Source organism: Mucilaginibacter inviolabilis (genome assembly GCF_011089895.1).
Classification (GTDB): domain Bacteria; phylum Bacteroidota; class Bacteroidia; order Sphingobacteriales; family Sphingobacteriaceae; genus Mucilaginibacter; species Mucilaginibacter inviolabilis.
Genome location: NZ_JAANAT010000006.1, coordinates 23,258 through 49,809 on the forward strand (window position 1 = coordinate 23,258; position 26,552 = coordinate 49,809).

The following is a 26,552-nucleotide window of genomic DNA, read 5'->3' on the forward strand; positions in this document are numbered from 1 at the left end:
TTTTCTGTTTGTTTATTTTGTTCCGAAAGCGCCGATGTAGGTAGCAGGATCTGGCGATACATAGGTCACCCCATTTACTGTAATACCTGCGGCATGGTGACGGGTAAAGTTAGTTTTACCATGATTTAAGGCAGGCGAACCGCTTTGTAAATGAAAATCCCAGGCGGTATTAAACACCGCATTTAGTACCGGGGTAGATTCGGGGTAATTCACAAATTTAGGGTCGTTGTCACCCGCTTTGGTACTGATAATATCGTTCACACCACCAACAATATCTTTTGATGGCTGAAACTGATTTACCGTGGTTTGGTCATAACCATAATAAAGGTTATTGCTGATCACCGTACGTTTATCTTCGGTTGATTTAGTATCTCTTTTGATACCAAAACGGGTATTGGCAAACAGGTTGTTATAAATATCGGCATGTACATTGTTTTCCAGCCAGATAGAGCCCCCTTTGGCTGATGGTCTGCGCCAGCCGGTATTTACCATGGTATTGTTATAGGCAATAATATAAGCCTGCGGGTTACGATCGCCTGAGTTGGATAACTTAAGGGCATTGGTATTGGCACTATAAACCAGGTTAAAACCCACATCGGCCAAACAGCCCGATTTAAAGTTCATCGCCTCGCCGCCGGTTACCCCGGTTGTATAAAAAGTATTGTTGGCAAAAATGATTTTACCACCTTCAATATAAGTACAGTCCTCCTGGAAGTTACGAACAATGGAGTTAACCACGATAAGCTTACCATTAACGTTCGAGAACCATAAGGCCGGTAAGTTTTCGCCAGCCACGGCTTTATATAGTCCTTGTTTGACAGAGGTTGATGCATCTGATGTTGTATTACCACCATACTCTAAAATGGTATGATCCAGTACCAATTCTGCACAGCTTGGGGCAGCCAGGATACCACCCCACATCTTTCCGAATTTTTTGGCATCGGTACGGTATTGTTCAGCTACGGTGATCTTAACCGGATTTTCGGCTGTACCCATCGAGTACAGATTACCTTTTACGATGAATTCTGGCTTGGCAACAGTATCCATCAATACGGTAACACCTTCTTCAATGGTTAATGATTTGCCTGCCGGGATAATAATATCACCTTTGATGATCTGGGTGCTGCCTTTGGTCCAAACACCTGAAACCTCGCCGCTGGCCGATCCGTTGCCGGAGCTGGTATCCACGTCCAGATTGGCTTTTCTGCAACCACTAATGGTTATAGCCGATAACAGCAGCGCTGTAAATATGGGTTTTAAGTTCATCTTATTTTTGATTAAAATGATTGACATTTTTTAAAGTTTATAGCGCACACCTATCAGGTATGTTTGTTTGTAATAATCACTGCGAATCAGCGTATGTCCGTTCGATTCGATGTTGTCGTCTTTCAGGGCTGCATTGGCCGGATTGGTTCCTTTGATGAACAGCTTGCTTGGCGTGTTAAGCAGGTTACCGCCTTTAACAAATACACTCAATCCGTTTTTAAAGCGTTTCTCGGCCGAGGCATCCATCTGTATAAAACCTTTTTGCCACAGATCATTATTCAGGAACTGCGATACGGTATTGATACGCGGCCCGGTATAAGCACCAGAAACCTGCGCGTCCCAGCCTTTTTTGGTATCCTTATACAATAGGGAAACATTGGCGATATGCTCAGACTGGCCATACAGCGGGCGCGACTGGTTCACTGATATTTTACGGGTATCGCCATTAGCATCGGTTATATAAGTATCCTTTGGTGTAGTGATACGGGAATGGGTGTAAGTGTAATTGGCCTTTACACCAATCTTGTTAAAGAACTTAATGAAATCCAGCTCTAAACCATAGTTATGGGCAGTACCAAAATTACCTGGCGTATAATAAGTATCCTGCCCGCGGGTAGCATCGGCCTGGAAAATATACTCGATTGGGTTTTTGATATTTTTATAAAAAGCACCTGCCAGTAACTGCGTTCCTGCATCCGGGAAAAGTTCATATCTTAAATCGTAGTTATCGGCAATGGCGCGTTTCAGATCGGGGTTACCACGTTCCTGGTATTCCTCGTTAACTACTTTGCTCGGCACTATCTCATAAAACCCGGGGCGGTTAAGCGACCTGAAATAAGAAGCATGCAACTGCTGCTTATTTGTTAAAAAGTACTTGATGGTTAAGCTTGGCAATACATCGGTATATATTTGATTCCCTGTAGGACGAGTTTCGCCGGCCGGGAAAAGCATACGGTATCCCTGATCGGTATGTTCTATCCGTGCACCGCCCACAACCTGTACTGCCTTGGTGGTGAACTTGAACATACCATATCCTGCCCCTATTTTTTCAGAGGCATCATAAGTTAAAGGATTGTTTACGGCGCCGCCCGGGTTGGTTACCGTAAAAGACAGATCGGTATAATTCTGAAAATCGGTACCGTATACTGCTCCCGGGTTAACCGGGGTAAGCGCGTAGTTATTATAAAAACTGCTGCGCTGTTTATCGCGATATAAACCACCTGCAGAGAAATCAACATTTACACCCGCAACCGGCGCGGTATACGTAAGATCGAGGTAACCAGCCTTATCCTCATCCGTATTACGTTCCCAACGATGGGTAAGCGGCGTACCGTTGGTAAGCAATGTTCGCCTGTCTACAAAGTTTTCGCGCACACCATTCAGGCTGATGGTGGTATTATCAGGAACTTCGTTTTCTGCCGATGAATAAACCGCCGACCATTGTACTTTTAATTTATCATTAAACAATTGATGATCGCCCCGCAGCATACCATTATAAATTTGCTGCTTGGTTAAACGGCTACGTGTGGAATAACCCAACTGCGCATTTCCCTTATCAGGATCATAATCGGTCGAAAAATTGGTTGAAACCTCATCCCTAACCTGTATATTAGTTAAATTAACATAGGTATTAAACAAGCTCAGCTTATTACGCTTATCAATCACGTAATCAACTTTGGAGAATAAGCCGTAACGTTTTTGCTGTTCCGAATATTCCCTGTCGCTCTTGCTGGTAACAGCGGCATACTGAGCCGTTGGAACGACTTTTGAACTATAGAATATACTATTGCTACCCCGATAAGTATTCTGATAGCTGCCGGCAACAAGTACGCCTAATTTATTATCAAAAAAGCGCTGGCCTAAGGTTAAGCTGCCCACCACATTCGGCGCCGGATGCTTTAAAGCATAGCTTAGAGTACCTTTTGAAAAATCGTTTTGGGTAGCCTGGTAAGCTTTACCATTTATTTCAGAAGGTGATTTATAGTTGATACCGGAGTAATCGTAGCTCATAAACTTACGGTCGATAAATAGCTGACTATAACCTCCGGCTATATTGGCGTTCACTGTAAGGCGATCGGGAGCATCTTTCATCACCATGTTAACGGCGCCACCAACCGCATCGCCTTCCATATTAGGTGTCAGGGTTTTGTATACTTCGAGGCGATCCAGCAAATCTGCCGGAAAAATATCAAGCGGAACATAGCGATATTTATTATCTGGGCTCGGAATCTTTACGCCGTTAACCAGCGTATAGTTATAGCGTTTGTCCATACCTCTTAAAATGGCATACTGACCATCACCATTGCTATTTCGTTCAACCGAAACACCCGATACACGGGCAATCACATTGGCTACCGTCAAATCCGGCGATATTTCGATAGCCCTGCCAGATACCACATTCATTACCTGGGTTGATTGTTGCTCCAATCTCCTGGCAGTGTTTTCAGAGGCCGCATTCTTTTTGGTTGAGATGGTTACCTCCTGCAATGCCTTACCTGCCTCTTCCAGGTAAATTTTCAGATGCGGGTTATCCTCTTTAGTTATTTCCAGTTCCTGTATCACGGTTTGATACATTACGTAGGAAACCCGCAGATTGAATGCACCTTTTGGTACATCTTTTAATTCGAATGAGCCATCCAGTCCGGTAGTGGTTGCTTTGTTAGTTTTATCCAGACTAACGGTAGCACCAACCATAGGTTCGCCGGTTTTACGGTCGTAAACATGGCCCTTAAGCTTTGTAGCGTTTGCAGCGGTAACGCATAACAACAGGAATAATAAGGTCTGTAAATATTTATTCATTTTTGTTAACGATTGATACAATTGTGTTTGATTTTTTTGACGATGCAAAAGTGTTTAAACCATCTCTTTGCTCCCGAATATTTGCCGTTACAAAAAGGAAACACCGTTACAAGCAGCATATATACAACAGCAACATAAAATCATAACTCAATCATTATCAACAATATAATAACAAACAAAACCTCCATTATCATTACTTTACCGTTACATTAAGGAAGTGTTAAGCACTTAGTGAATGGTGATTAGTGAGTGGAGAATAGTTAGCAAACGGTCATTCTGAGAAACGATGGATCTATTAATTACAAGAAAAATTATTCGAACCGGAATTTGTCTGAATCAGAATTTTCAGAATTAAAGAATTTTCAGAATTTGATTAATTTGCTTAGCATTTTTCCAAACTCACCACTCACCACTCACCACTCACCACTCACCACTCACCACTCACCACTCATCACTCACCACTCATCACTCACCACTCATCACTCACCACTCACCACTCACCACTCACCACTCACTACTCACTACAAAGCTTGTATAAAAGTTGATAGGTTATCGCCCTGTTCCAGGTTGAGTTTTTTGCGGAGGCGATAGCGGGCAACACGCAGGCTATCATTGGAGATACCTAATAAGCCGGCAATATCTTTAGAATCCATATTCACTTTAAGCAAAGTGATCAGCCTCATATCTGCCGATGTTAGCTCATTGCTATGCTGTTTCAATTTATCAAAAAACCGCTGGTGCACCTGCTCAAAAGCAAGGGTAAATTCTTTCCATTGCTGCTCGTGGTTAAAACTTTGGTTTATTTGCTGGATGATCTGCTGCATTTGTTTTTTCTGATCGCGCTTGTCTTCCTTCACCATATCCTGCAGCGTATTACGCATGTTTTCCAGTAACTGATTATTTTTAATGAGATTTAATGTATGGGTTGAAAGTTCCTGGCTTTTAAGCTCCAGCTGCTGTTTCAGACTTTCTTCTTCCAGTTGCTTGTTTTTTAATTCCAACTGCATCAATTCATGCTGGGCTTCAAATATCGATTTGTTCTGTTCGGCCAAAGCACGCTGATCTTTGATCTTTAACCGCTGCCTGCTAAATGTCACCAAGCCCAAAATAATCAGCAACAGTATAATGGTGATAATAGCTATAGTAACTATCTGGTTAATTTTCCGAATATTATTGAGCCGTATAATTTCATCACTCTTCTTATCCATATCATACAACACCTGCAAAAAAGACGTTTGCTTGAGGCTCTCCCTGGAATACACTTCAAGCGAATATTTGCGACTCAGCTCCAGGTAATGATAGGCGCTGTCCATTTGATGAAGCAACTGATAGCCCTTGCCCAGATCACGGCAAGCCGCAGCAAGCTGATACAGGTTATTGTTTTTTACAGACAAGGTATAAGCCAGGCGCGATTGTTCAATTCCCTGCGCATACTTACCCGTTTTGCGTAAAATATCACCAATGTTATTGATCACCTCAATGCTGGCAACCTCATCATGATGTTGCCGGTAAATCTCCAGCGATCTTTTAAAACAAGAGTAAGATGAATCGTAATTGGCCAGGTCTTCATGGATACTACCCAGATTCTCATATATTTTTGCCTGCCCGTAGTTATCGCCTATCTGGTTATAAGTACGTAAGGCTAAATGCTGGTAATAAAAGGAACTATCGTACTGATGATGTTTCTCGTACAGATGCCCTATGGCGCCAAATATTTCTGCTTGTCCTTTTTTATTACCGGTAGATGTGTAAAGAGCCCGGGCTTTATTGTAAACCTGGAATGCTTTGTCGGGTTGTTTGTTATAATAATACAGGATACCCATTTTACCCATGTTCCCGGCCAGCAGGTCTTTATTATTTTCCTGCGCGAATATTTTATCGGCATGTAAATAAAAATCAAGGGCCTGGGCGTAATGCCCCTGGTTAAAGCAAATTTGCCCCATTTGCTGCAAAATACGACCTGCTGCCAGGCTATCATTATCCTGAACAGCTTTGGCATGTGCCTTTTTAAGTATAATAAGTGCCGAATCCGGGCGCGGCTGCCCTAATGATTGTAATTGCTGAAGCTGGGCGCTTTTTTCTGATTGGGCACGGGCCGCCATGTTTAAACATAAAAAAAGTCCAAACAGAACCAACATGAATTGCGAGGGCCGGGCATAAATGCTAACCATACATTAAAATTGAATGGGTGATCATAGTATTAAACAGGGCATTAACTCGCTATCAGGAACAGCAAACAAAGAAAACATTTTAATGTAACCTCAATGTTAACAAACAGGCAGATTACATTAAAGAAACATTGCAATAACAATTCTTTATTCGGGAATATTAATCTGTAAGGCTCCGGATACCGTTCAGGCGTTGGTTTTATGGTCGTTATGTTTTTCGGCTCTGATATCGGAACGGTTCATTTCCTTCTCTATCTTTTTTTTATCCTTTTGATTTTTCCAGGCCAGTAAGCCGATAACTCCCAGCGCCAATAAAATGATCAATACAATTAAAGGATAGTTCATAACCGGTTAATGAGGATTTTAGACGTAGAGGAAGGATTCGAACCTTCAGCGTGCTGCCATCCAGCGCTCTACTATTACCATAATAAATTATAGTTTCTTTTAATTCGGGGGCAAATCTAATCAGCCAATACTATCTCCGGGTTAATCATATATTAATTAATTGCTTGATGCGAAACCAATAATCGATCTCCGATCGGTTTTAATTCTAGCTATAAAGTAATGTCATTTTATTGTTGTTTTTATTTGGATTTAATCTAAATAAGAATTTATTTTGCCACGTGATTATTTCCAGGGAAATAAAAAGGGTTCAAAAATTCCACAATACGCATAGTCATGGTGACATTATTACATACGTGCCTTCTTGTATTTACCCCTTCTTTATTCCTGATCACAAGCAAACCGGAGCCTGCCTGCAAAATTTCAGGCTCTGAATTTTAACCGGTCTTTTAATCATTAATTATTTACACCAACTATGGATTTTCTTTACCCTACCCTTCCAAGTTTTACCCCCACAGATTCTAACAAACGACTGTTCCGTTATCGCGGAGCAGCTATAAAGTTTTTAAACTTTATTATTTTATTAGCTACCTCATATGGAAGCTACGGACAGTCGGCTACTACCGGCATCATTACAGGAACCGTACAAACGGCCGACGGCAAACCGGCAGCTTCCGTTTCTATTTCACTAAAAGGGAATAACCATGGCACAACCGTTGATCTTAACGGACATTACGAATTAAAAAACGTGCGTCCTGGCTCCTATAGTCTGGTTGCACGTCTTATTGGTTTATCAACCCAAACAAAACAGGTAACAGTAAAAGCCGGCGAAACCCTGCAGGTAAATTTTACACTTCAGGAAAGCAACGAACAATTAAATGAGGTAGTGGTAAGCAGTAAAAAAGCCAATCGCTTTTCAGCACCAAAAAGTAGCGATGCTGCTAAAATGCCCTTAAATAACCTGGAGAACCCTCAGGTATATTCAACTGTAACAAGCGCATTGATGACAGAACAGTCTGCTTTCAACATGGATCTCGCCTTAAGAAACGTACCGGGTATCAACAGGCTTTGGGCAGCAACCGACAGATCTGGATTTGGTAATGGCAGTTCTTTTGCCCTGCGCGGATTTCAATTGAATACCTCTCTGCGAAACGGCTTACCCAGTAATGTGAGTACTACCATAGACGCTGCAAATGTAGAGAGTGTAGAAGTACTTAAAGGCCCTTCGGGTACCTTGTTTGGTAGTGCGGTAACAGCATATGGCGGATTGATTAACCGGGTTACAAAAAAACCATATGATCGCTTTGGCGGCGAAATTGCTTACAGTGGCGGAAGCTATGGGTTTAACCGCCTTTCGGCAGATGTTAATACACCGCTTGATTCTGCTAAAAATCTCTTATTTCGTATCAACACCTCACTGAATACACAAAAAACATGGCAGGATGCCGGTTTCCACAACAGCATATTTGTTGCGCCAAGCCTTACCTATAAAGTAAATGACCGCTTATCTTTCTCGTTTGATGCAGAACTGTATAAATCTGAAGGTACTACACCAACCACATTCTTCTTTAACGCAACTGTACCTCAATTAGGTGTTAACAGTGCCGATAAGCTTAACTTAGATTACAACCGCGCGTATATCAGTAATGACCTGGTGTTGAGATCCACCAATCTTAACTTTGTTGGGCAGATGGATTATAAACTATCTGGCAATTGGACCTCGCAAACCAATATCTCGGTCGTGAATACCAATTCGTACGGCCCTATGCCATACTTCTACCTTTTACCAGGCAACAACCAGATTGCGCGTAACGTTTGGACAATAGATGGGTACGACCGTACGCTTGATATTCAACAAAATTTTGTGGGTAAGTTCAATATCGGGACGGTAAAAAACCGCGTGGTGGCCGGTATAGATTACTATAATTACAATGCCAATGTAGTTTACCATGAGTTTTCAGGAACAGCAGGCGGCCAAACTGCCGATGATTTGTTTGATGTGATTAACTCAACAGGCAAAATCCCCAATTATTTAAATTTTAACAAGGCTAAAGTAGATTCAGCCTATGCCAATAGCCCTGCCTCTAAAAATCCGTATATTATATCCAACAAACAATATATAACCAGCGCCTACATATCAGACGTGGTTAATATCACCGATCAGCTGATTGTTAATGCAGCATTACGAATTGACCATTTTGACAATGCCGGCAATTATGATCCCACCAACGGCACAACCAGCGGCGGGTTTAAACAAACTGCATTATCGCCAAAATTTGGTGTAATTTATCAGGTAGTTAAAGACAAGGTATCCTTGTTTGGTAATTTTCAAAACGGTTTTACCAATAAAACCGGGACCGATTTTGCAGGCCATTCCTTCAAACCGGAGCAAGCTAATCAACTGGAAGGCGGCGTTAAGCTGAATGCTTTTGACGGTAAGCTAACCGGAACGATAAGCTATTATGATATAAAGGTATCAAACATTGTGCGCTCAGATATCGACCATCCTAACTTCTCTATCCAAAACGGCACGCAGTTAAGTAAAGGTTTAGAAGCCGAGATCATTGCCAATCCGTTCACCGGTTTCAATATCGTGGCAGGCTACGCCCATAATAACAGCAAATACACCAATGCAGATAATGATGTGAACGGGCTGAGGCCAAATAGTTCGGGTCCTGAAGATATGGCCAACCTGTGGCTAAGCTACCGCATTACAAAAGGAGCGGCAAAAGGATTAGGTGCTGGTTTTGGAGGTAATTATTCTGGTAAGAGTTTAGTAGTAAGCAGCAAAAGTGCCGGTCAGTTTTATGTTCCGGAATACACGGTGTTAAATACCAGCGTATTTTATGATGCCGGTAAATTCCGCCTGGCAGCTTCGGTAAACAACCTCGCTAATAAAAAATACTGGATTGGCTGGTATACCGTAAACCCACAGCAATTAAGGAGTATTTCAGGCAGTATCGCATTTAAATTTTAACCATTTATAACAGATCATTTACACCAACCATGAATTTTATATCTCAGTTCCGTTTTAACAAATCAGGTCGCAATATATTTTGCAGATGCATTGCCGCTTTTTTGCTGTTTCTGTTTTGGTTACCATCTTTTGCGCAATCGCAATCGGGTTCTGTTAAAGGTTCAATAACCTCTGCCGGAGCAAAAGCCGAGCCTTTGGTGAGCATCACCATAAAAGGCAGCACTAAAGGCACTCACACAGATGATAATGGATTTTACCAGATTTTAAACATCAAGCCGGGTACCTATACCCTGGTTATTAAGCATGTTGGGTTTGTTGCACAAAATAAAACCATAGTTGTTAAGCCAGGTGAAGCAGTTACTGCTGATTTTATACTCAGCGAAGATAACCAGGCGCTACAGGAAGTTGTAATAACTTCAGGCTATAACAAATTCGCCAAAAAAGAAACAGGCGACGTAGCCAAAATGCCTTTAAAAAACCTGGAGAACCCACAAGTATACAATGTGGTGCCTAAAGAATTGTTGCAAGACCAGGTGATTGTTAGCTATAACGATGTATTAAAAAATGTTACGGGAGTAAGCCAGGCATTGGTTAACGGTTCCAACTCTTTTAACCTGCGCGGTTTTTTTACAACAAGCTATCTCCGTAATGGCTTGCAGGATAATAAAACTAATAGTATTGAAGTAGCTAACATTGAGCGTATTGAAGTATTAAAAGGCCCTTCGGCTACTCTATTTGGCAGCAGTTTAACCTCTTTTGGCGGTTTGCTTAACCGGGTAACCAAAAAGCCGTTTGAAACTTTCGGCGGCGAAATAGCTTATACCGTAGGTGGCTTTGGCTTAAGCAGGGTAACGGCCGATATCAACACGCCTTTAAATAAAGATAAAGGTTTGTTTTTACGTACCAATGTAGCCTATGACGATGAAGGCAGTTTCCAGGATGCCGGTTTTACCAAACGCTTTTTTGTGGCGCCTTCATTACTGTATAAGGTAAATGATCGCTTGTCGATATCCTTAGATGCCGAGATCTATACGCAGAAAGCCAATGACTTTAACCGCCTGTTCCCGGAGGCATCTTTCACCAAAACCAATCCACGCGATTTGGGTATCGACTGGACAAAATCATACAGCAGTAATGATTTATATGAAACCACGCCCTCTGTAAGTGTATACGGAAAAGTTGATTATAAGCTGTCTGACAACTGGACATCGCAAACCTCTTTTTCGCACACCAACTCCAGTGTGGAGGGCTATTGGAGCTATAACAGTATCCAGGGTGATAGCGTAGTATCACGTAACCCCGGTTATGAGCATACCAACTATAATTATACTGAAGTACAGCAAAATTTTAACGGAGATTTTAAAATAGGCAAGCTTCGCAACCGAATAGTAATCGGGCTGGATTATTACAATAGTACATCCAACAGTTCATCATTAACATTATACGGTTTTGACCAGGTGCGCATACAGGGAAAAGATCCGCGATATAATGAACTCACTAAAACATCATTGGATGCAGCGCTTTCTAAACAACCCTATAACAAAAGCGCAACCAGCCAAAGCACCTACAGTGCTTATGCTTCGGATGTTTTAAACCTAACCGATAATTTGCTGGCCATGGCCAGCCTGCGGGTTGATCATTTTGTAAACAACGGTAACAGAAACATTAACCAGGATACTATCACCGGCAAGTTTAACCAAACCGCATTTTCACCAAAATTGGGTTTGGTATACCAGATCGTTCCCCAGCATGTTTCATTGTTTGGAAATTACATGAACGGTTTTAGCAATAATGCACCAGTACGTCAGCCCGATGGCAGTTTCTCATCATTTAAACCAAGCCAGGCCAATCAATGGGAAGGCGGTGTAAAACTGGATTTGTTTGATGGTAAGCTGAACAGCACCCTGAGCTATTACCACATCAAAGTAAGCGATGTGATTCATCAGGATTTTACGCCCGGACGCTCGGCTTACCAGGTTCAGGATGGCGGGCAGCTAAGCAAGGGCTTCGAGGCCGAACTGATAGCTAATCCGTTCAGAGGCTTTAACCTGATAGCGGGATATGCTTATAATGATATATATACCATCAACACCAATCCCGACGTGGATGGTTTACATCAATGGACCGGTCCGGCCCAAACTGCTAACCTGTGGTTAAGCTATCACTTTTTAAACACCGATTTAAAAGGCTTGGGTCTGGGCATTGGCGGTAACTACAACGGAAAAGCTTATATACAACAGTCCAGGTCACAGGGCGAATTTTATATGCCTTCCTATACTGTATTAAACGCGGTAATTAGCTATGATAAACCAGTTTACCGGGTGAGCCTGAAAATGGATAACCTCACCAACAAAGTTTATTGGGGTAGCTATGTAAGTCAGATGATGCCGCGCAGGTTTAGCGCTACGGTAGCTTTTAAATTATAATATGGCACAATTAAAAAATATCAAAAAGTGGTTTTGGGTTCACCGGTGGACCAGCCTCATCTGTACTCTGTTTTTGCTGCTGCTATGCCTCACTGGCTTGCCGCTCATATTTGAGGATGAGATACAGCAATGGTTAAGTACCGATCCGCCGTACGCGGTGATGCCTAAAAACACGCCTACGGTCAACCTGGATAAATTTGTAAGCCAGGCACGCCATCGCTATCCAAAAGACGTGATCACTTATATTTTTGTTGATGACGACGAGCCGCAGGTAGTGGTGAATATGCTGCCCTCCTATACTTCGGATGACAAGCTAACCCATTCCATGCAATTTGATGCCCGTACAGCCAAATTGCTCAAGGACGAACCACCACTTAACAGCCGGCCGCCAAATTTTATAGCGATAATGCTTTCCCTACACCGTGATTTGTTCATGGAACTGCCCGGCGAGCTGTTTGTCGGTTTGATGGGTATATTCTTCGTAGTATCTATGATCTCGGGTATAGTGTTGTACGGCCCGTTCATGAAAAAACTTGATTTCGGAACCGTACGATCAGGCCGTTCGCGCCGGCTTAAATGGCTCGATCTGCATAATCTGCTGGGCATTGCCACCGCTGCATGGCTGCTGGTGGTAGGTTTTACAGGTGTGATGAATGAGCTTTCCACTCCCCTTTTTGGCCTGTGGCAAATAACCGATGTTAAAGCCATGCTAGATAAATACAAAGGTAAACCTGTTCCCAAAACGGAGGATTTAAGTTCGGTACAGGCTGCATATCAAACCGCCAAAAAAGCCCTGCCCGATGCTACCATAGTGAGTATTGTTTACCCGGGTAACGTATATGGCAGCCCGTTCCATTACCTGTTTTGGGCCAAGGGTAATACGCCTTTAACATCGCAGTTATTTAACCCCATATTGGTTGATGCACCTTCGGGCAAATTAACTGCCGTTGTAAAAATGCCCTGGTATCTCCGTTCTATAGAAATATCCAGGCCACTACATTTTGGTAACTATGGGGGCACGCCTTTAAAGATCATCTGGGCCATATTTGATGTAATAGCCATTATAGTGCTCATCAGCGGTGTGTATCTGTGGATTGTGCGCCGTAAGTTCTACGCGGAATATTTCCTGCGCCTGTCGGCCGAAGAAAATAATGAATCACTCATAACCAATAATTAAGGATGAACAAAAAAGTTTGGGGTGCCCCCTTGATACTGGCCCTTATCTCCATATTTGGATTACTGGCCGCCTTATTAGGTACCGGTGTATGGTATGTACTTTCGTGGATAACGCTGACTATTCCGGTAGTGATTATTATTTGGAAATGGGGAAAACCCACTATCAGATCAAAAAGTTGATCTTAAACAAGAACGGGCTCTGAAAGGCCCGTTCTTGTTTAAGAAAATAGATGTTGCCACATCTATGTCAATTTTGAACCACTTTCAGGTTCAAAGCCCCCGGACATATAAATGTTATCTACCTTTACCTGCATCTTAACACACTATCATGAATAACACAGCTAAAACACCACAACTATTTTTGCGCCTGGCACTTGGCATAGGCTTTATATTGCCGGTACTTGATAGGCTCGGCGCGCTTGGTGCAGCCGGCGAACACGGTAACGCCTGGGGTAATTGGGACAATTTTGTAACTTATACCAATACCCTGCTCCCGTTTTTGGGTAAACCGGCTGCTGGTGTTATGGCCCTGCTGGCTACCATTGCCGAAACCTTATTTGGTATTTTACTGATCATCGGATACAAAACCAAACTCACCGCATTAGGCAGTTTCGCGCTTACTTTGATTTTTGCCTTATGTATGGCCATTTTTGTTGGCCCGAGAATACCTTTCAACTATTCGGTATTTGCCGATAGCGCCGCGGCACTTTTATTGTCAACTATCCCGGTTTATTACTGGAGCGTGGATCGATATCTGAAAAAGTGATTTATCATTCTTTTATTTTAAAGATGAGGTAGCCACCTCGGCAATATCACGGAGTGTTTGTTCATCGGCGCCAGTCCGGGCAGCTACCTTGATACCTGTGATATTGGCAAAAACAAACCGGGCCAATGTACGGGCGCTTTTTTGTATGCCGAATTGCCCCTGCTCCTGCCCCTTTGCTATCAGTTGGGTTAGCGCATCTTCCACGCTCAGGTTATTGTTATTTACCATATCGCCTATCTCTTTATCCTGCCCAGCCAGTTCAACGGCGGTGTTTACCATGAAACAGCCTTTCAACAACTGATCTTCTACACTCTCTTTGATCAGCCCATCAAAAATTTGCTTTATCGTGGCTTCGGGGTCTGTGGCTTTGGCCAGCATGCTGAGCATAGCCCCGGTTTGCTGGGTTTGGTATAGCGACAACGATTTTTTAAACAGCGTTCTTTTATCGGTATAGGTATTGTACAAACTCGACCGGTTGATGTTCAAACAGTCCACCAAATCCTGCGCCGATGTGCCGTTGTATCCCTTTCTCCAAAAAAGCTCCGCTGCCTTCCCCAGCAATTCATCTTCATCAAAATCTTTTTTACGTGCCATGATCAACAAAATTAAATGTCTTATCCCCCACTTGCCAATCAGGCAAACAGGGCAATAAGACAAAGTTAGTAAATTTAATTATTTGAAACAATCGTTTCAAATAAGGACAAATTTTTTAATACACAATAGCGTTCACAGTGAAACCTCCATCCACGGTAATTTCGGTACCGGTAATGAATGAAGCATCATCAGAAGCCAGGAACCGTACAACATTGGCAATTTCTTCTGATTGACCAAAACGGTTCAATAATATCCGTTGGCTCAAAATGGAACCAAAGGCATCAGCCTGCTCCTGTTCTAAACCAAGTTTATCATGAAGAGGAGTTGCAACCGGGCCAGGAGAAATAGCATTAACCCTGATCTTACGCGAAGCCAGTTCGCGTGCCAGTACTTTGTTAAAAGATAACAATGCTGCCTTGCTGGCGGCATAAATACTGCTATCAGGCATACCTAAAACGGCGTTCACAGAAGCATTGAATATAATTGAGCCACCATCATTCAGCAGCGGAATAAACTTTTGAACGGTAAAATAAACACCTTTTACATTCAGATTCATGATGCTGTCATAATGATCTTCAGTGGCGGTTTCTACCGGGCTAAATGCGGCTATACCGGCGTTGAGGAACAGGATATCAACCTTGCCAAATTGGTCTTTAACGGCTTGAACCAGTTGATCAATCTGGTCTATTTTACTTTGGTCTGATACGATACCTGTAGCGCCCAGTTCTTCGGCTGCTTTGTTTACAGCATCGCGGTTACGGCCGGTGATCACTACGGTTGCACCTCGTGCTATCAGTTCTTTTGCGGCTGCATATCCAATACCGCTGTTACCACCAGTAACTACGGCAATTTTGTTTGTTAAATTATTCATTTTTTTAGTGCTTAAGATTCTTGTTTTGAAATGTTGAATCAAAGATAAGTATTTTGAAACGATCATTTCAAAATAAAAATCAATATTTATTTATTGCTTACAATGGGCTGACATTTAGGGAATAAAATGGTTAATTTTGCCGTATTCAAAACATCGCCGGAGATTTCTTTGTCACTTTTTGACAAAACAATCATCTAACCTAAAATAATTTAAAACAGTGTAAGGGTAAAAGCCCTTGAGCGTGTTATCATATGCGCCATGCTTTATGCGGCCTTTAACGGTTCATAAAACAGGCGCACTATTACACACAAAGCATCTATAAATTAATGACCATCAACCAAAAACTAATCACCCGTGGCCTCGCGCTTTTTATACCCGCAGTTTTTTGCTCTAAACTTTATGCTCAGAATAACCTGATGAAAGAGATCTCCATCGGTGAGATCAAACAACAACGCATGGGCAGTGTGCTGGATAAAATTGCCAGTAAAGGCAACTTTTATTTTGCCTATAATAACAAAACCATCCCGGCCGATAGTATGGTATCTGTTGCGGGATACCACGGAACACTTTTTAGTTTGTTAGATAAATTACTGGGTGATAGCTACGAATTTAAAGAAGTGCCCGGATACATTGTATTAAGGCATGCACCCGGCAAATTGTACATTACTGCCGAGGTTGATAAAGAATTAGGCATAGTTAAAGGTTATGTAAATGATGTTACAGGACAAAAAGCTATACCGCAGGCCAGCGTTTATGAAAAGAACCAGCTGGTATCAACCCTAACCAATGACAAGGGCTATTTTGAACTCCGGCTTAAAAACCCAACTGGCGCGCTCTCTTTAAGCGTAAGCAAGGAGAATTATCGCGATACCGCCCTTTATATATTACCGGTAGTAAACGTGGACTCCAAGAATAATAACAACAAGAATTATAAATATTATCCCGACGAAGGCTCAGGGAACGGTGTGGAACACAGCAGGTTTGCGCGCTTCTTTATCAGTTCCAAACAACTGGTACAGGGTATGAACCTGGGCAACTTTTTTGCCACAAGCCCCTATCAGGTTTCGCTGGTACCTGGCTTAAGTACGCATGGTATGTATAACAGCCAGATCATTGACAAAGTTTCCTATAACCTCCTGGGCGGCTATACTGCAGGTATTAACGGCGTTGAAGCAGCCGGTATATTTAATATCAACCGCAAAGATGTAATCGGTTTTCAGATGGCCGGGATATTTAACGTAGTAGGTGGCAGCCTGAGCGGTTTTGAGATAGCCGGGATTTACAACAATGTGCTCAATAATTCAAGCGGCATGCAGGTGGCCGGTATAGGTAACAGGACCAATAAATTTAAAGGTGTGCAGGTGGCTGGTATAGCCAACCGCGATCAGGAGGCACAGGGCTTTCAAATGGCAGGGCTTTCTAATCACGTAAAGAATTTTACTGGCGGCGTACAGGTAGCTGGTTTGTACAATACCGGTCAGCAATCCAGCGGTTTGCAGTTTGCCGGTCTTTTCAATTGGTCGGCTGTGCAAACCGGCTCACAAATGGCAGGTCTTTTCAACGTAGCCAAAAAGGTAAAGGGGGTTCAGTTTAGCTTTTTATTTAACGTAGCTGATAGCAGCGACTACCCTATCGGCATCATCAACTTTATTAAAAACGGCGAGAAAAGTTTAGCCATTAGCACGGATGAAAACCTGTTTACTCATCTCGATTTCCGCTCAGGCGGCAGGGTCATGTACGGCTTGATAGGCGTCGGTTATAGCCTGCGCAATGCACCCGCCAAATACATATTTGATCTGGGTTTCGGCGCTCACATCATTAACCATCAAAAATTCTCTTTAAATGGTGAGTATACGGTAGAACTTATTACCGATACCAAAAAGAAATTCTATGAAACCCAATCTCTTAAATTATTACCAGGCTATAAGCTTAGTAAGCTGCTGCGCTTATTTGCAGGCCCAACATTTGATGCCACCAGCGCCAATGTAAATGACGAGGCCCAAATACATGGCTGGCAACTGAATAAACATATCAGCGGTAATAACATCTCTACTTTAAGTATTGGCGTAACTGGCGGCTTACAGTTTGTCTGGTAACAAAAAGAGACGCAGGTGATGCGCCTCTATGGTTATAAAAATGGGGTAAAAGAATTATTGCAAAACGGGTGTCATGCTGAGCCCTATGATAAAAGCAAAAAATTTCAATTCCCTCCCCACGGGAGGGGCGCGTAGGGCAAGTGTAATGGCAGGGAGGGGTTTCTACGCGCGATGATTATCCTGTTCTATAAACCCCTTCCTCCCCTTCCCGAGGGAAGGAATTGCACGAGGCTTATGCTTTTAAAATTTGGGGGACGATGTCATGCTGAGCCCATCGAAATATGACGGGCAGACCTCCGGGCTCTACCCTTCGGTGTTCTCATCATCATATTATCGCGCCCACCCAGGCGTCCACGCCTGGATGTATTTTAGGTAAGCGTCCACGCTTACTTTTACTAACTGTAAGCATAGACGCTTATCTAAGTTTGGTTCAAGCGTGGACGCTTGAACCGTCAGCAGATATTGATGCAAAAAGTGGGTTTACACATTTTCGCCAAAAAAATTATTAATTTATTAATTATCAATAATATAAATCAATGTAAACCCTAAAAAGTGTAAACCATGTAAACCCACTTTTTGGCAATCCAAAACTATAAAGTATCCGAATAGATCAAATAAAAAAGAGGCTGATCATGATTGATAATCGGCCTCTTTTTTTATTTAATGATGATGTTATTTCCGGTGCCAACGATATTCATGGCAGGGGTTGTACCTTTTATGGCGTTCACTGCGTTGCTCAGCGGATCGGCCCATTTAATAGGGATAGTGATAGGGATATTACGCATGACGGCATTTTCAATTTTGATATTGGCGCCGTAAGACTGATTCAATACATCAACGAGTCGCCAAAGCGGCACATTTACGGCGTTAAATACAGGGTTTTTATAGTAGCCGTACAGATTGTCGGTGCTCTCTTCAACCTTCCATTGTTTGTCCCCGGGGTTAATGCTTACCATCTGGTTACGGGTTAGCCTCACGGCGTTGCTGCTCCGGCTTACTTGTACAATCCCACTTTCTACAATGATCTGGGTGTTGCGCTGTTTACTTTTTACGTTGAAAGCCGTGCCTACATCTCTAACGGTTACATCATTCACATGTACGGTAAAGGGGGCTGCCTCATCATGCTTCACATCAAAAAATGCCTCTCCGGTAAGTGTGATCTCCCGTTTTGATTTAAAAGTACCTACGTAGCTTATACCCGAATTTTTGTTCAGATGCACCACTGAACCATCGGGCAGCGTATCAACCCGTACCTGGTTATTGGCCTGGATGTTCACTACCTGGGTAGCGGCATTTTGCTGGTATAAAGAGTAGCCTATCCATCCTCCGCCTATTACCAACACTGCTGCTGCAGCTATACGCAGCCAACCCGTATTCCTGTTTAACGGAACTACTTTGGCGGGCTCTTGTCTGCCGGTTGCCCTTTTCTCCTTAAATTTTTCCCAGGCCTCGGCCTCACCCAGCGGACTAACCTGAGCTAGTCGCTTGCTGGTTTCCAGGATAATTTTTACCTCCTCAAATTTTTTGGCGTTAGCGTCGCTGTCCCTTCTCCAGGTCTCAATTTCCTCCCTTTCGCCGGTGCTAGCTTCCCCCAAAATATATTTGATCAGTATATCTTCGCTCATATCCTGTTTCATGATCTAAACATATTAAATAGCATTAATGCAATAAGTGGTAAAAACTCTTTCATTTCTTTTCTTAATATCCGCAGCGCTTTACCCATATGGGTTTCTACTGTTTTTATGGAAATATCCAGCTGCGTAGCTATTTCCTGGTATTTTAATTCCTGAAACCGGCTCAGCTGAAATATGGCCCGGCATTTTTCGGGCAGCTTACTCAGGGCCTGGCTTAAATGCTGCTCCAGTTCGCTCATTTTTAACTTGCCTGCCGCATCATCTGTATCGTTCTTCATGGCATACGCTGTTGAGGTTTGATATTTTAATTGAACTTTTTGTCGCCTGATATAGTTCAGGCTGTCATGATATACCGATTTGTACAGGTACGATTTAATGGATGTTTGTATATGCGACCATTCGTTTTTTTCCCAAAGTTTCAGGAACAGCGATTGCACAATTTCTTCCGCCACATCCCAGTCCTTCAGTAACGAGAAAGCATACGCGTGGAGTTCCCTAAAATGTTTTTTGAACAGCTGCTCAAAAACGGCTTCATTTTCATTGATCAAATCAACCGTCATCTCCTTATTATCCATTATCCGCTATTAGGTTCAGTAAAAGTAATTGTATAATCAATATCAGTGATTTAAAAATTATTTTAAAACCCTCTCCTTTGGAGAGGGCTGGGTGAGGCTTTTTATTGAAATTTAAACCCAACTCCCAGGCTAAAGATATTGGCTTTTTGCCCCAGATCTTTATTCACCTTACTTAAGCCTAAGCTATAGCGGGCATCAAAAGTTAAGCTGCCAATGTCAACCCCTGCGTTAATCACACCACCAGCACTAAAATCTTTGTATTTAAAGCCTTCCGGAGCAATTGGCTTTTTAAGATTATAGTACAAATCCGGACCGGCAGAAACCCTAAAAACCAGATTGGCTGTATTTATAAACTTGTATCCCACCATTAAAGGTACATTCAATTGCCTGAATTTAGCTTCATAGGCGTTTGAATTAAAACGGTATTTATCGCTGAAGGTTACATAATTTATCTCCGGCTGAAAATATATGGTTTGTCCGGCCCTGGCAAATACACCGGCGTTAAAACCTATTTTGCCAGATTTATCATTAATAGCGCTCAGTCCAGTTTTTAAGGTAGAAAAGTTAACACCCGCCTTGATACCAAATTCAAGATCTGGTGACGATTGAGCTTTTGCAGAGCCTATTCCTAAAGTAAACAGGATAGCTGCTGTCGCAAATAATTTAATTGCTTTCATTTTTTGGTTTTTGTTAGTGATCATCTTTATCTGTTTATTATTTGTTATTCGGTAGTATGACACGCCCGGTAAGCTTTACCCTGACTGTGTTCTGAAAAAAATTTGTTTGATACTAAAACAGGGTGTCATGCTGAGCTCCGTCGAAGCATGGTGGTGCAGGCCTCTGCGCTCTACCCTTCGACGGAGCTCAGGGTGACATCCCTCTTTGTGCAATAAATACCTACAAACCCACCTGTATACCCGCGGTATAGCCCCAATAAAATCCATACAGATCACGACCATCATGGCGTGTCCAGCTGTTGATATATTTGGTGGTCATCTTTCGCCCTTCTTCGGTATTGGTGTTTACATAATTGATAGACGGACCGGCAAATATCTCCACCTTGTTGGCTATCCGGAATGATGGCATCAGCCTGAAAGTCGATCTCCAGTATTCGCCGCCTTTAAAGCTTTCCAGGCCATCGTTAACCAATTCTGTATTCAGGCGGAACGATTGGATGGTTAATACATGGGCACCAAAACCAGCCTCGTAGGCATACTTTTGTTTTTTATTCTTGAAATTATAACCAATACCCACAATGCCGTAAAACACTTTACCACCAGAGCGGAAGGTTAACAACGCGGTTTGATTCTGATCGAAGGTAGCGCCCAGGCTTTTTTCGCCGTTTTTAGCGATGTTGATTATACCTACCTGCGCACCTGCGCTATCAGCAATATTGATAAAGCCTATTTGGGCATCTTTTGATTTTTTGGCCAGGTTCATAAAACCGGCTATCTGGGTGCCTTTATTGTCGCGGGCTATGTTCATAAAACCGGCCAGTTGCAGGGTTGACACATTACCACCCTTATTCAGGAAACCCGCTATCTGTGCACCACTGCTGTTAGTGGCTATGTTGGCAAAACCGGCAACAGCCGTTCCGTGACCACCCTCGTAGGTGTTTAAAAACCCGGCTATCATAGTACCATCGGCATTTTTGCCAACATGGTTCGAAAATCCGGCTATCTGGAAACCACGCGCATCATTGTGGATAATGTTAGAGAAACCGGCAATGGTAGCCCCATGCTCAGCGGCTGATACACCAGCGATAAGATTTAATGAAAAACTATTGGTATCGCGGGGAGCGCTTGTCCAGTTGCTGCTAAGCGGGTAAACCAGGCCAACATTGGTACGGGGTCGGTCGTGATTCTGGGCTTGTGCATTGGTGCCTGCAAATACTATTAAAAAAAACGTCCATATCTTTAAAATAGTTAATAAGAGGCTGTCATTGTAATTGTAAAAGTTCATGTCTATATTATTTATCGTGTATTTGGAGCTATGACACACTTCATAAACTTTACCCTGACTCTGATTTAAAAAATTTGAGAAAATAGAATCAAGAGACAAGAATCAGGAATCAGGAATCAGGAATCAGGACAAGGAAAAAATCCTATAGATTTATGTAACAATAATTCGGACGGGGCTTTCTCTCTTGATTCCTGACTCTTATTTCTTGATTCTAAAAAAACTGTAACATTTTAACCACCCGTGCGAATAATTGGTAAAACAGAATCACAATAAGGCATTCAATGAGTAATCAACAAGAGGAAATATTTTTAACCGTAATTGAACAAAACAAGGGGATCATTTACAAGATCGCCAATTCGTTCAAGAAGGATGAAAATGATAAAAAGGATCTGGTGCAGGAGATCATCTTCCAGCTTTGGCGAGCCTTCCCCAGTTTTGATGACCGCAGCAAACTGTCTACCTGGATGTACCGTGTTGCGCTCAATGTGGGTATCAGCTCTTACCGGAAGGAGAAAAAGAAAAATGACGTGATCGTTCCGCTGTCCGAAACGATGATAGATTTTAGTGATGAAGCAGAGACATCGCCCGAAACAGATCTTAGCCTCCTCCAGCAGTTTATTAATGAATTGAAGGAGCTGGACAGGGCTCTGATGCTGCTTTATCTGGAAGAAAAAAGCGGCAAGGAAATAGCCGAAATACTGGGCTTGTCTGAAGCGAACGTACGCACCAAAACCAACCGCATTAAAGAACAATTAAAACAAAAATTTTCAAAAATTAACGCTTAATACAATGGAAGAATCAATGATAAAACAACTGTGGCAGGAGTATGATCAGAAGCTGGAAAAAAGCCTGCAGCTCAATTATAAGATCATCAGGGAAATGCAAACCAAAAAAATCGAGGACCATATCAACTCGTTCCGCCGCAACCAGCTTTTTGGTGTGGTGATTGGTATATTATTTACCGTTTTTCTGGTGTTCCTGGTGGTTAATAGTTTAAACAATATTTATTTCGCTATCTCCATCGGTCTTATTGCCCTGTTCAATATTTTCGCTGTAGCCGCCTATATCAGGCATTTGGCTATGTTAGAGCAGGTAAGTATTACAGATTCCATTACCCATACGCAGGAAAAGCTGGCGGCTATACAAAGCTCCTTTAATATGGTAGGCCGGATAATGGTATTGCAAACCCCTTTTTGGTGCACGTTTTGGTACAGCCAGCAACTGGTTGACCATGGGGGTGTAACATTTTGGACCATCAATCTTACTGTACTTGCTTTGTTTACTATACTGTCTGTTTATTTATTCAGAACCCTTACCTATAAAAACATCCACCGCAGATGGGTCAGAAGTTTTATTGAAAGTTTCGGAGGCAAAAAGATCATCAAAGCCATGGAGTTTTTGAAAGAGATAGAGGATTATAAAGCGGAGGATGGAGAATCGGGAATCAAGAGATAAGAATCAAGTAAAAAAAGGAAATACGATTAGCGGAGTTAAATATTTCCTAAATTGCTGGATATTTTCTTAACTCTTGATTCTTGTCTCTTGACTCTCAACATAAAACGCATATATAACCCGGCCGACAAAGCAGATGGCTTGCGCATACTGGTCGACCGGTTATGGCCCCGCGGTGTAACTAAAGAACGGGCTCAGGTTGACCGTTGGATGAAAGATATAGCCCCATCAACAGAACTGCGTAAACAGTTTCATGCCAATCCGCAAAATTGGGCCGAATTTCAGCATAACTATATCACCGAACTGCAACAATCAAAAGGAGCAGTTAACGAATTGATCGAACTGATAAAAACACATGAAACGGTCACACTACTCTATTCTGTTCATGACGAACAGCAAAATCATGCGGTGTTGTTGCGGGAGTTTTTGCTGGCATTCTTATAACCAGACTTACGAAGTTTTAAAAACTTCGTAAGTCTGGTTATAAGAGGTGTCATGCTGAGCGCCGTCGAAGCATGGTGGGCAGGCCTCTACGCTCGCTCTTCGACAAGCTCAGAGTGACAGCCCCGTCCTGAGTCCATGTTCTTTAGAGCCTTCTCTTCCGATAGTTATCTGGATGGAGAGCTGGATGAGGTCTTCCTCCCCTTCACCAACATTTTCATGCGCTGCCGTTTAAGCGATATTTTCACGTAAGGCTGCTGGGTTTTATCGGTCTCCATTTTAAACGCCGAAATAATGTCCCGATAGGATAATATGCCGGTAACCCGGTTATCAGTGGCAGATAATACCGGCAATACCTCTACGTCAGTTTTCGACATCATTTCCATAGCATAACGCAGCGTATCGGTGCTTTTAACAGAAGCCCAGGACTCTTTTTTAAGCATACCCTGTAATGGCGAAGTCGGATCAAGGTTTGTACTATAAATATCTGTAAGCTTTAAGGTGCCGTTAAATTCGCCATCGTTATTTACTACAATGAGGTAATTGTCATGGATATTATGGGTACTTGCCCAGGCGCGTAAATCAGCTATGCTGTTATTGAGGTTGATAACCGTTGCTTCGTTGCTGATCACCTGCGAAACCACCATTTTTTGCAGCAGATCGGGTTCAAAAGAATCCGGCGTAAAAATGCCACGACGGGCTATCTTTTCTGTCATGATGGTGTTCTCCATCAGGAAAAACGAAACCATGTAAGCAGCCGTACAAGCACCCAGCAAAGGCAGCAACGCGTGCGACTGCATAGTAGCTTCCAGCGCGAAGGTAATACTGGTTAAATACGCCCGCGAAGCTCCTGCGAACATCGCCGACATACCGATCAGCGCAGCCATCGGGATGCTGATACCCGAGTTGGGGAACACCAGTAAAATAAGTGTGCCTGTTAACGCCCCGGCAGCACCACCCATTGTGAGTAATGGTGCCAGAGTACCACCGGAGGTGCCGCTGCCCAACGCAATTGCCCAGGACAAAAATTTCAGGAACAACAGGTTGCAGATAATGATCAGCGGCCATTTGCCCGATAGTAAACCGGTAATATTATCATACCCTACCCCCAGTGTATGCGGCGCGAAGAAACCGATAACACCCACTGCAAGGCCTCCTATAGCAGGCCACCAGATCCAGTGGATAGGCAGTTTCTCAAAATTGTCCTCAATAACGTATACAATTTTGGTAATACCTAATGACAAGAAGCCAATGATGATGCCCATAAAGCTGTAAATGCCCAAGGCCAGATTTGATGGCGTTGGCAAATCTGGCATTGGGAATACCGGGCCCGACTCGAACAGCAGATGATGCCCCGCCGCGCCGGTGATACAGGCTAAAGCTACAGGCAGGATAGCTTTCGGCGAAAACTCAAACAACAACAACTCAATAGCCAAAAACACCGCCGCTATAGGCGTACCAAATATGGCCGACATGCCAGCCGTGGCCCCCGAAGCCAGGATGATCTTCCGCTCGTTAGCGGTTATCCGGAATAACTGTCCCAGCGTCGATCCTAAAGCACCTCCCGTTGCTATTATAGGTCCCTCGGCACCAAACGGTCCGCCGGTACCAATGGCAATAGCCGACGACACCGGCTTTAAAAAAGTAATAGCCGGGTTAATATTACTTTCGTTCACCAGGATCTGCTCCATAGCCTCCGGGATACCATGCCCCCGGATAGCTTTTGAGCCATAAAAAGCCATAATACCTACCAATACTCCACCAATGGCCGGGATAACAATAACCCATGGCCCCAAATGGTTACCAGCCGGCGAATGAAAACCCAAGCTAAACGAACCATAAAAAGAAATATTGGTAACCAGGTTTATCAAATAGATCAAAACCTTGGCGATAAGACTGATAGCGATAGCCACCGTTACCGATAAACAGGAAATAAACAGGAGTCGCTTTTTTTGGATGATACCGTTTCCAGAATTGGATGGGTTCTCCATATAATTTAACGCGGGTGATATGGGTATCCCGGTTTTACCTGTTTCTTTTTTTAATGGTTCCATTTTTACAATGCCGGCAATTAATTGTTAAGACCAGCTTTTCGAGATACAAAATTAGAGTTTTTTAATTATAAATATTGCTTAAACAATATAAATAAATAATAATTTTTATATTTTTACATTAATTACATTATAAAGGCAATAAAAATCACCCTGGCGTTTAATTTAACGCTAACCGATTAAATACCTATTATTGCACACGCAACATTTATGACAAAAGCCACCAACACCTGCGATCTGAGTACCTGCTTTTTGTGTCGCAACAGCCTCAAAGACTGGCTGCCGGCCATTGGCGCCCATAAACAGAATATCACCCTAAAAAAAGGGCAACAGCTGTTTAAGGAAGGCGACGATGTAAACGGCATATACTTTATGTATCAAGGCGTGGTAAAAGTGCACAAACAATGGGACCAGGAGAAAGACCTGATCCTGCGATTTGCCAAACAAGGTGATATATTGGGTCATTTAGGTTTGGGCGATACATCCACCTACCCAGTCTCGGCAACAGCTATTGAACCGGGGATTGTTTGTTATGTTAAGATGGATTTCTTTGAATCATCATTAAATGTAAACAGCCAGCTTACGTACAAGCTCATGAAGTTTTTTGCTAATGAACTGCAGGAGTCGGAAAAACGGATGCGTAACCTGGCACATATGCCGGTAAAGGAACGCATCGCCCAGGCTTTGCTGTCCCTGCGTAACCAGTTTGGTTTAAATGAAGATGGCTATGTAAATATTGAACTTACCCGGCAGGATATCTCCTCTTATGCCAGCGTGGTATATGAAACTTTTTTCAAGGTAACACAGGAGTTTATACAAAACAAGCTCATCACCCTGGATGGCAAAAGCTTTAAACTCCTGAACGAGGATGCCCTGAAAGAAATGACTTTGGGAAGGAAGAGATAGCAGCTAGATCTTACTGATTTGAATATCTTAAACGCTTGCTCCAAATTTAT

21 protein-coding genes are annotated in these 26,552 nt (G+C 42.7%); 10 read left to right on the forward strand and 11 right to left on the reverse strand.

The features are described 5' to 3' along the window. Positions 1-12 precede the first annotated feature (12 nt). The 4 genes from G7092_RS29030 to G7092_RS29045 form a co-directional block, all read right to left on the reverse strand. Positions 13-1,266, reverse strand: a complete 1,254-nt coding sequence (locus G7092_RS29030) for a right-handed parallel beta-helix repeat-containing protein (protein ID WP_166095636.1) — start codon at positions 1,264-1,266, stop codon at positions 13-15. 30 nt (positions 1,267-1,296) lie between these two features. Then, positions 1,297-4,065 carry a TonB-dependent receptor gene (locus tag G7092_RS29035; RefSeq protein ID WP_166095638.1) on the reverse strand — a complete coding sequence of 923 codons (2,769 nt, stop codon included), beginning with the start codon at positions 4,063-4,065 and terminating at the stop codon, positions 1,297-1,299. Between the two features lie 521 nt (positions 4,066-4,586). Next, entirely contained in the window at positions 4,587-6,167 is a 1,581-nt protein-coding gene (locus G7092_RS29040; RefSeq protein WP_235953969.1) for a tetratricopeptide repeat protein, read from the reverse strand. 252 nt (positions 6,168-6,419) lie between these two features. Continuing rightward, positions 6,420-6,578: a hypothetical protein gene (locus tag G7092_RS29045; protein ID WP_166095640.1), complete on the reverse strand. Its 159-nt coding sequence runs from the start codon at positions 6,576-6,578 to the stop codon at positions 6,420-6,422. 472 nt (positions 6,579-7,050) lie between these two features. Here G7092_RS29045 and G7092_RS29050 point away from each other — a divergent pair, with 472 nt between their 5' ends. From G7092_RS29050 to G7092_RS29070, 5 genes are all read left to right on the forward strand, one after another. Beyond that, positions 7,051-9,552 carry a TonB-dependent receptor gene (locus G7092_RS29050; RefSeq protein ID WP_166095642.1) on the forward strand — a complete coding sequence of 834 codons (2,502 nt, stop codon included), beginning with the start codon at positions 7,051-7,053 and terminating at the stop codon, positions 9,550-9,552. A gap of 29 nt (positions 9,553-9,581) precedes the next feature. Beyond that, entirely contained in the window at positions 9,582-11,978 is a 2,397-nt protein-coding gene (locus tag G7092_RS29055) for a TonB-dependent receptor (protein ID WP_166095644.1), read from the forward strand. Position 11,979: 1 nt separating this feature from the next. Further along, positions 11,980-13,155 (forward strand): PepSY-associated TM helix domain-containing protein, encoded by a 1,176-nt coding sequence (locus tag G7092_RS29060; RefSeq protein WP_166095646.1) that lies wholly within the window; start codon positions 11,980-11,982, stop codon positions 13,153-13,155. 2 nt (positions 13,156-13,157) lie between these two features. After that, complete coding sequence (locus G7092_RS29065; protein WP_166095648.1) at positions 13,158-13,334, forward strand: hypothetical protein; 177 nt, start codon at positions 13,158-13,160, stop codon at positions 13,332-13,334. Positions 13,335-13,482: 148 nt separating this feature from the next. Continuing rightward, positions 13,483-13,920 (forward strand): DoxX family membrane protein, encoded by a 438-nt coding sequence (locus G7092_RS29070; protein WP_166095650.1) that lies wholly within the window; start codon positions 13,483-13,485, stop codon positions 13,918-13,920. 12 nt (positions 13,921-13,932) lie between these two features. On the opposite strand, the gene G7092_RS29075 is transcribed toward G7092_RS29070, so the two are convergent. Continuing rightward, positions 13,933-14,514, reverse strand: a complete 582-nt coding sequence (locus G7092_RS29075) for a TetR/AcrR family transcriptional regulator (protein ID WP_166095653.1) — start codon at positions 14,512-14,514, stop codon at positions 13,933-13,935. Between the two features lie 115 nt (positions 14,515-14,629). Next, positions 14,630-15,385 (reverse strand): glucose 1-dehydrogenase, encoded by a 756-nt coding sequence (locus G7092_RS29080; protein ID WP_166095656.1) that lies wholly within the window; start codon positions 15,383-15,385, stop codon positions 14,630-14,632. Between the two features lie 326 nt (positions 15,386-15,711). Here G7092_RS29080 and G7092_RS29085 point away from each other — a divergent pair, with 326 nt between their 5' ends. Then, a complete protein-coding gene (locus G7092_RS29085) occupies positions 15,712-17,481 on the forward strand; it encodes a peptidase associated/transthyretin-like domain-containing protein (RefSeq protein ID WP_166095658.1) in 1,770 nt (589 codons plus the stop codon). Positions 17,482-18,137: 656 nt separating this feature from the next. Here G7092_RS29085 and G7092_RS29090 read toward each other — a convergent pair. The 4 genes from G7092_RS29090 to G7092_RS29105 all read right to left on the reverse strand — a co-directional run bounded on the left by G7092_RS29090 (position 18,138) and on the right by G7092_RS29105 (position 21,652). After that, complete coding sequence (locus G7092_RS29090; RefSeq protein WP_166095660.1) at positions 18,138-19,118, reverse strand: FecR domain-containing protein; 981 nt, start codon at positions 19,116-19,118, stop codon at positions 18,138-18,140. Then, the gene (locus tag G7092_RS29095; RefSeq protein WP_166095662.1) at positions 19,115-19,690 is read right to left on the reverse strand and encodes an RNA polymerase sigma-70 factor; all 576 of its coding nucleotides are present in this window, start codon (positions 19,688-19,690) and stop codon (positions 19,115-19,117) included. Before G7092_RS29095 ends, G7092_RS29090 begins: the two co-directional genes overlap by 4 nt. Positions 19,691-19,791: 101 nt before the next feature. Further along, positions 19,792-20,367 (reverse strand): porin family protein, encoded by a 576-nt coding sequence (locus G7092_RS29100; RefSeq protein ID WP_166095665.1) that lies wholly within the window; start codon positions 20,365-20,367, stop codon positions 19,792-19,794. A gap of 220 nt (positions 20,368-20,587) precedes the next feature. Further along, the gene (locus G7092_RS29105) at positions 20,588-21,652 is read right to left on the reverse strand and encodes a hypothetical protein (RefSeq protein ID WP_166095667.1); all 1,065 of its coding nucleotides are present in this window, start codon (positions 21,650-21,652) and stop codon (positions 20,588-20,590) included. A 281-nt stretch (positions 21,653-21,933) separates the two neighbouring features. On the opposite strand from G7092_RS29105, the gene G7092_RS29110 reads away from it, so the two are divergent. The 3 genes from G7092_RS29110 (at position 21,934) to G7092_RS29120 (ending at position 23,548) form a co-directional block, all read left to right on the forward strand. Continuing rightward, complete coding sequence (locus G7092_RS29110; protein WP_166095670.1) at positions 21,934-22,437, forward strand: RNA polymerase sigma factor; 504 nt, start codon at positions 21,934-21,936, stop codon at positions 22,435-22,437. Between the two features lie 4 nt (positions 22,438-22,441). Next, entirely contained in the window at positions 22,442-23,107 is a 666-nt protein-coding gene (locus tag G7092_RS29115) for a hypothetical protein (RefSeq protein WP_166095673.1), read from the forward strand. An 87-nt stretch (positions 23,108-23,194) separates the two neighbouring features. After that, positions 23,195-23,548, forward strand: a complete 354-nt coding sequence (locus G7092_RS29120; RefSeq protein WP_166095675.1) for a DUF488 domain-containing protein — start codon at positions 23,195-23,197, stop codon at positions 23,546-23,548. A gap of 164 nt (positions 23,549-23,712) precedes the next feature. Here G7092_RS29120 and G7092_RS29125 read toward each other — a convergent pair whose 3' ends face one another. Next, on the reverse strand, positions 23,713-25,599 hold the full coding sequence (locus G7092_RS29125) for a chloride channel protein (protein WP_202985460.1): 1,887 nt from the start codon (positions 25,597-25,599) through the stop codon (positions 23,713-23,715). Positions 25,600-25,806: 207 nt separating this feature from the next. On the opposite strand from G7092_RS29125, the gene G7092_RS29130 reads away from it, so the two are divergent. Continuing rightward, positions 25,807-26,502: a Crp/Fnr family transcriptional regulator gene (locus tag G7092_RS29130; protein WP_166095677.1), complete on the forward strand. Its 696-nt coding sequence runs from the start codon at positions 25,807-25,809 to the stop codon at positions 26,500-26,502. The last annotated feature ends 50 nt before the right edge of the window (positions 26,503-26,552 follow it).

Coding starts and splice junctions, on each gene's coding strand:
- G7092_RS29125 (WP_202985460.1), bottom strand. CDS start 25,599: ATGGAACCATTAAAAAAAGAAACAGGTAAAACCGGGATACCCATATCA.
- G7092_RS29095 (WP_166095662.1), bottom strand. CDS start 19,690: ATGGATAATAAGGAGATGACGGTTGATTTGATCAATGAAAATGAAGCC.
- G7092_RS29055 (WP_166095644.1), top strand. CDS start 9,582: ATGAATTTTATATCTCAGTTCCGTTTTAACAAATCAGGTCGCAATATA.
- G7092_RS29065 (WP_166095648.1), top strand. CDS start 13,158: ATGAACAAAAAAGTTTGGGGTGCCCCCTTGATACTGGCCCTTATCTCC.
- G7092_RS29115 (WP_166095673.1), top strand. CDS start 22,442: ATGGAAGAATCAATGATAAAACAACTGTGGCAGGAGTATGATCAGAAG.
- G7092_RS29110 (WP_166095670.1), top strand. CDS start 21,934: ATGAGTAATCAACAAGAGGAAATATTTTTAACCGTAATTGAACAAAAC.
- G7092_RS29040 (WP_235953969.1), bottom strand. CDS start 6,167: ATGGCGGCCCGTGCCCAATCAGAAAAAAGCGCCCAGCTTCAGCAATTA.
- G7092_RS29130 (WP_166095677.1), top strand. CDS start 25,807: ATGACAAAAGCCACCAACACCTGCGATCTGAGTACCTGCTTTTTGTGT.
- G7092_RS29050 (WP_166095642.1), top strand. CDS start 7,051: ATGGATTTTCTTTACCCTACCCTTCCAAGTTTTACCCCCACAGATTCT.
- G7092_RS29085 (WP_166095658.1), top strand. CDS start 15,712: ATGACCATCAACCAAAAACTAATCACCCGTGGCCTCGCGCTTTTTATA.
- G7092_RS29030 (WP_166095636.1), bottom strand. CDS start 1,266: ATGAACTTAAAACCCATATTTACAGCGCTGCTGTTATCGGCTATAACC.
- G7092_RS29045 (WP_166095640.1), bottom strand. CDS start 6,578: ATGAACTATCCTTTAATTGTATTGATCATTTTATTGGCGCTGGGAGTT.
- G7092_RS29075 (WP_166095653.1), bottom strand. CDS start 14,514: ATGGCACGTAAAAAAGATTTTGATGAAGATGAATTGCTGGGGAAGGCA.
- G7092_RS29090 (WP_166095660.1), bottom strand. CDS start 19,118: ATGAAACAGGATATGAGCGAAGATATACTGATCAAATATATTTTGGGG.
- G7092_RS29070 (WP_166095650.1), top strand. CDS start 13,483: ATGAATAACACAGCTAAAACACCACAACTATTTTTGCGCCTGGCACTT.
- G7092_RS29080 (WP_166095656.1), bottom strand. CDS start 15,385: ATGAATAATTTAACAAACAAAATTGCCGTAGTTACTGGTGGTAACAGC.
- G7092_RS29060 (WP_166095646.1), top strand. CDS start 11,980: ATGGCACAATTAAAAAATATCAAAAAGTGGTTTTGGGTTCACCGGTGG.
- G7092_RS29100 (WP_166095665.1), bottom strand. CDS start 20,367: ATGAAAGCAATTAAATTATTTGCGACAGCAGCTATCCTGTTTACTTTA.
- G7092_RS29105 (WP_166095667.1), bottom strand. CDS start 21,652: ATGAACTTTTACAATTACAATGACAGCCTCTTATTAACTATTTTAAAG.
- G7092_RS29035 (WP_166095638.1), bottom strand. CDS start 4,065: ATGAATAAATATTTACAGACCTTATTATTCCTGTTGTTATGCGTTACC.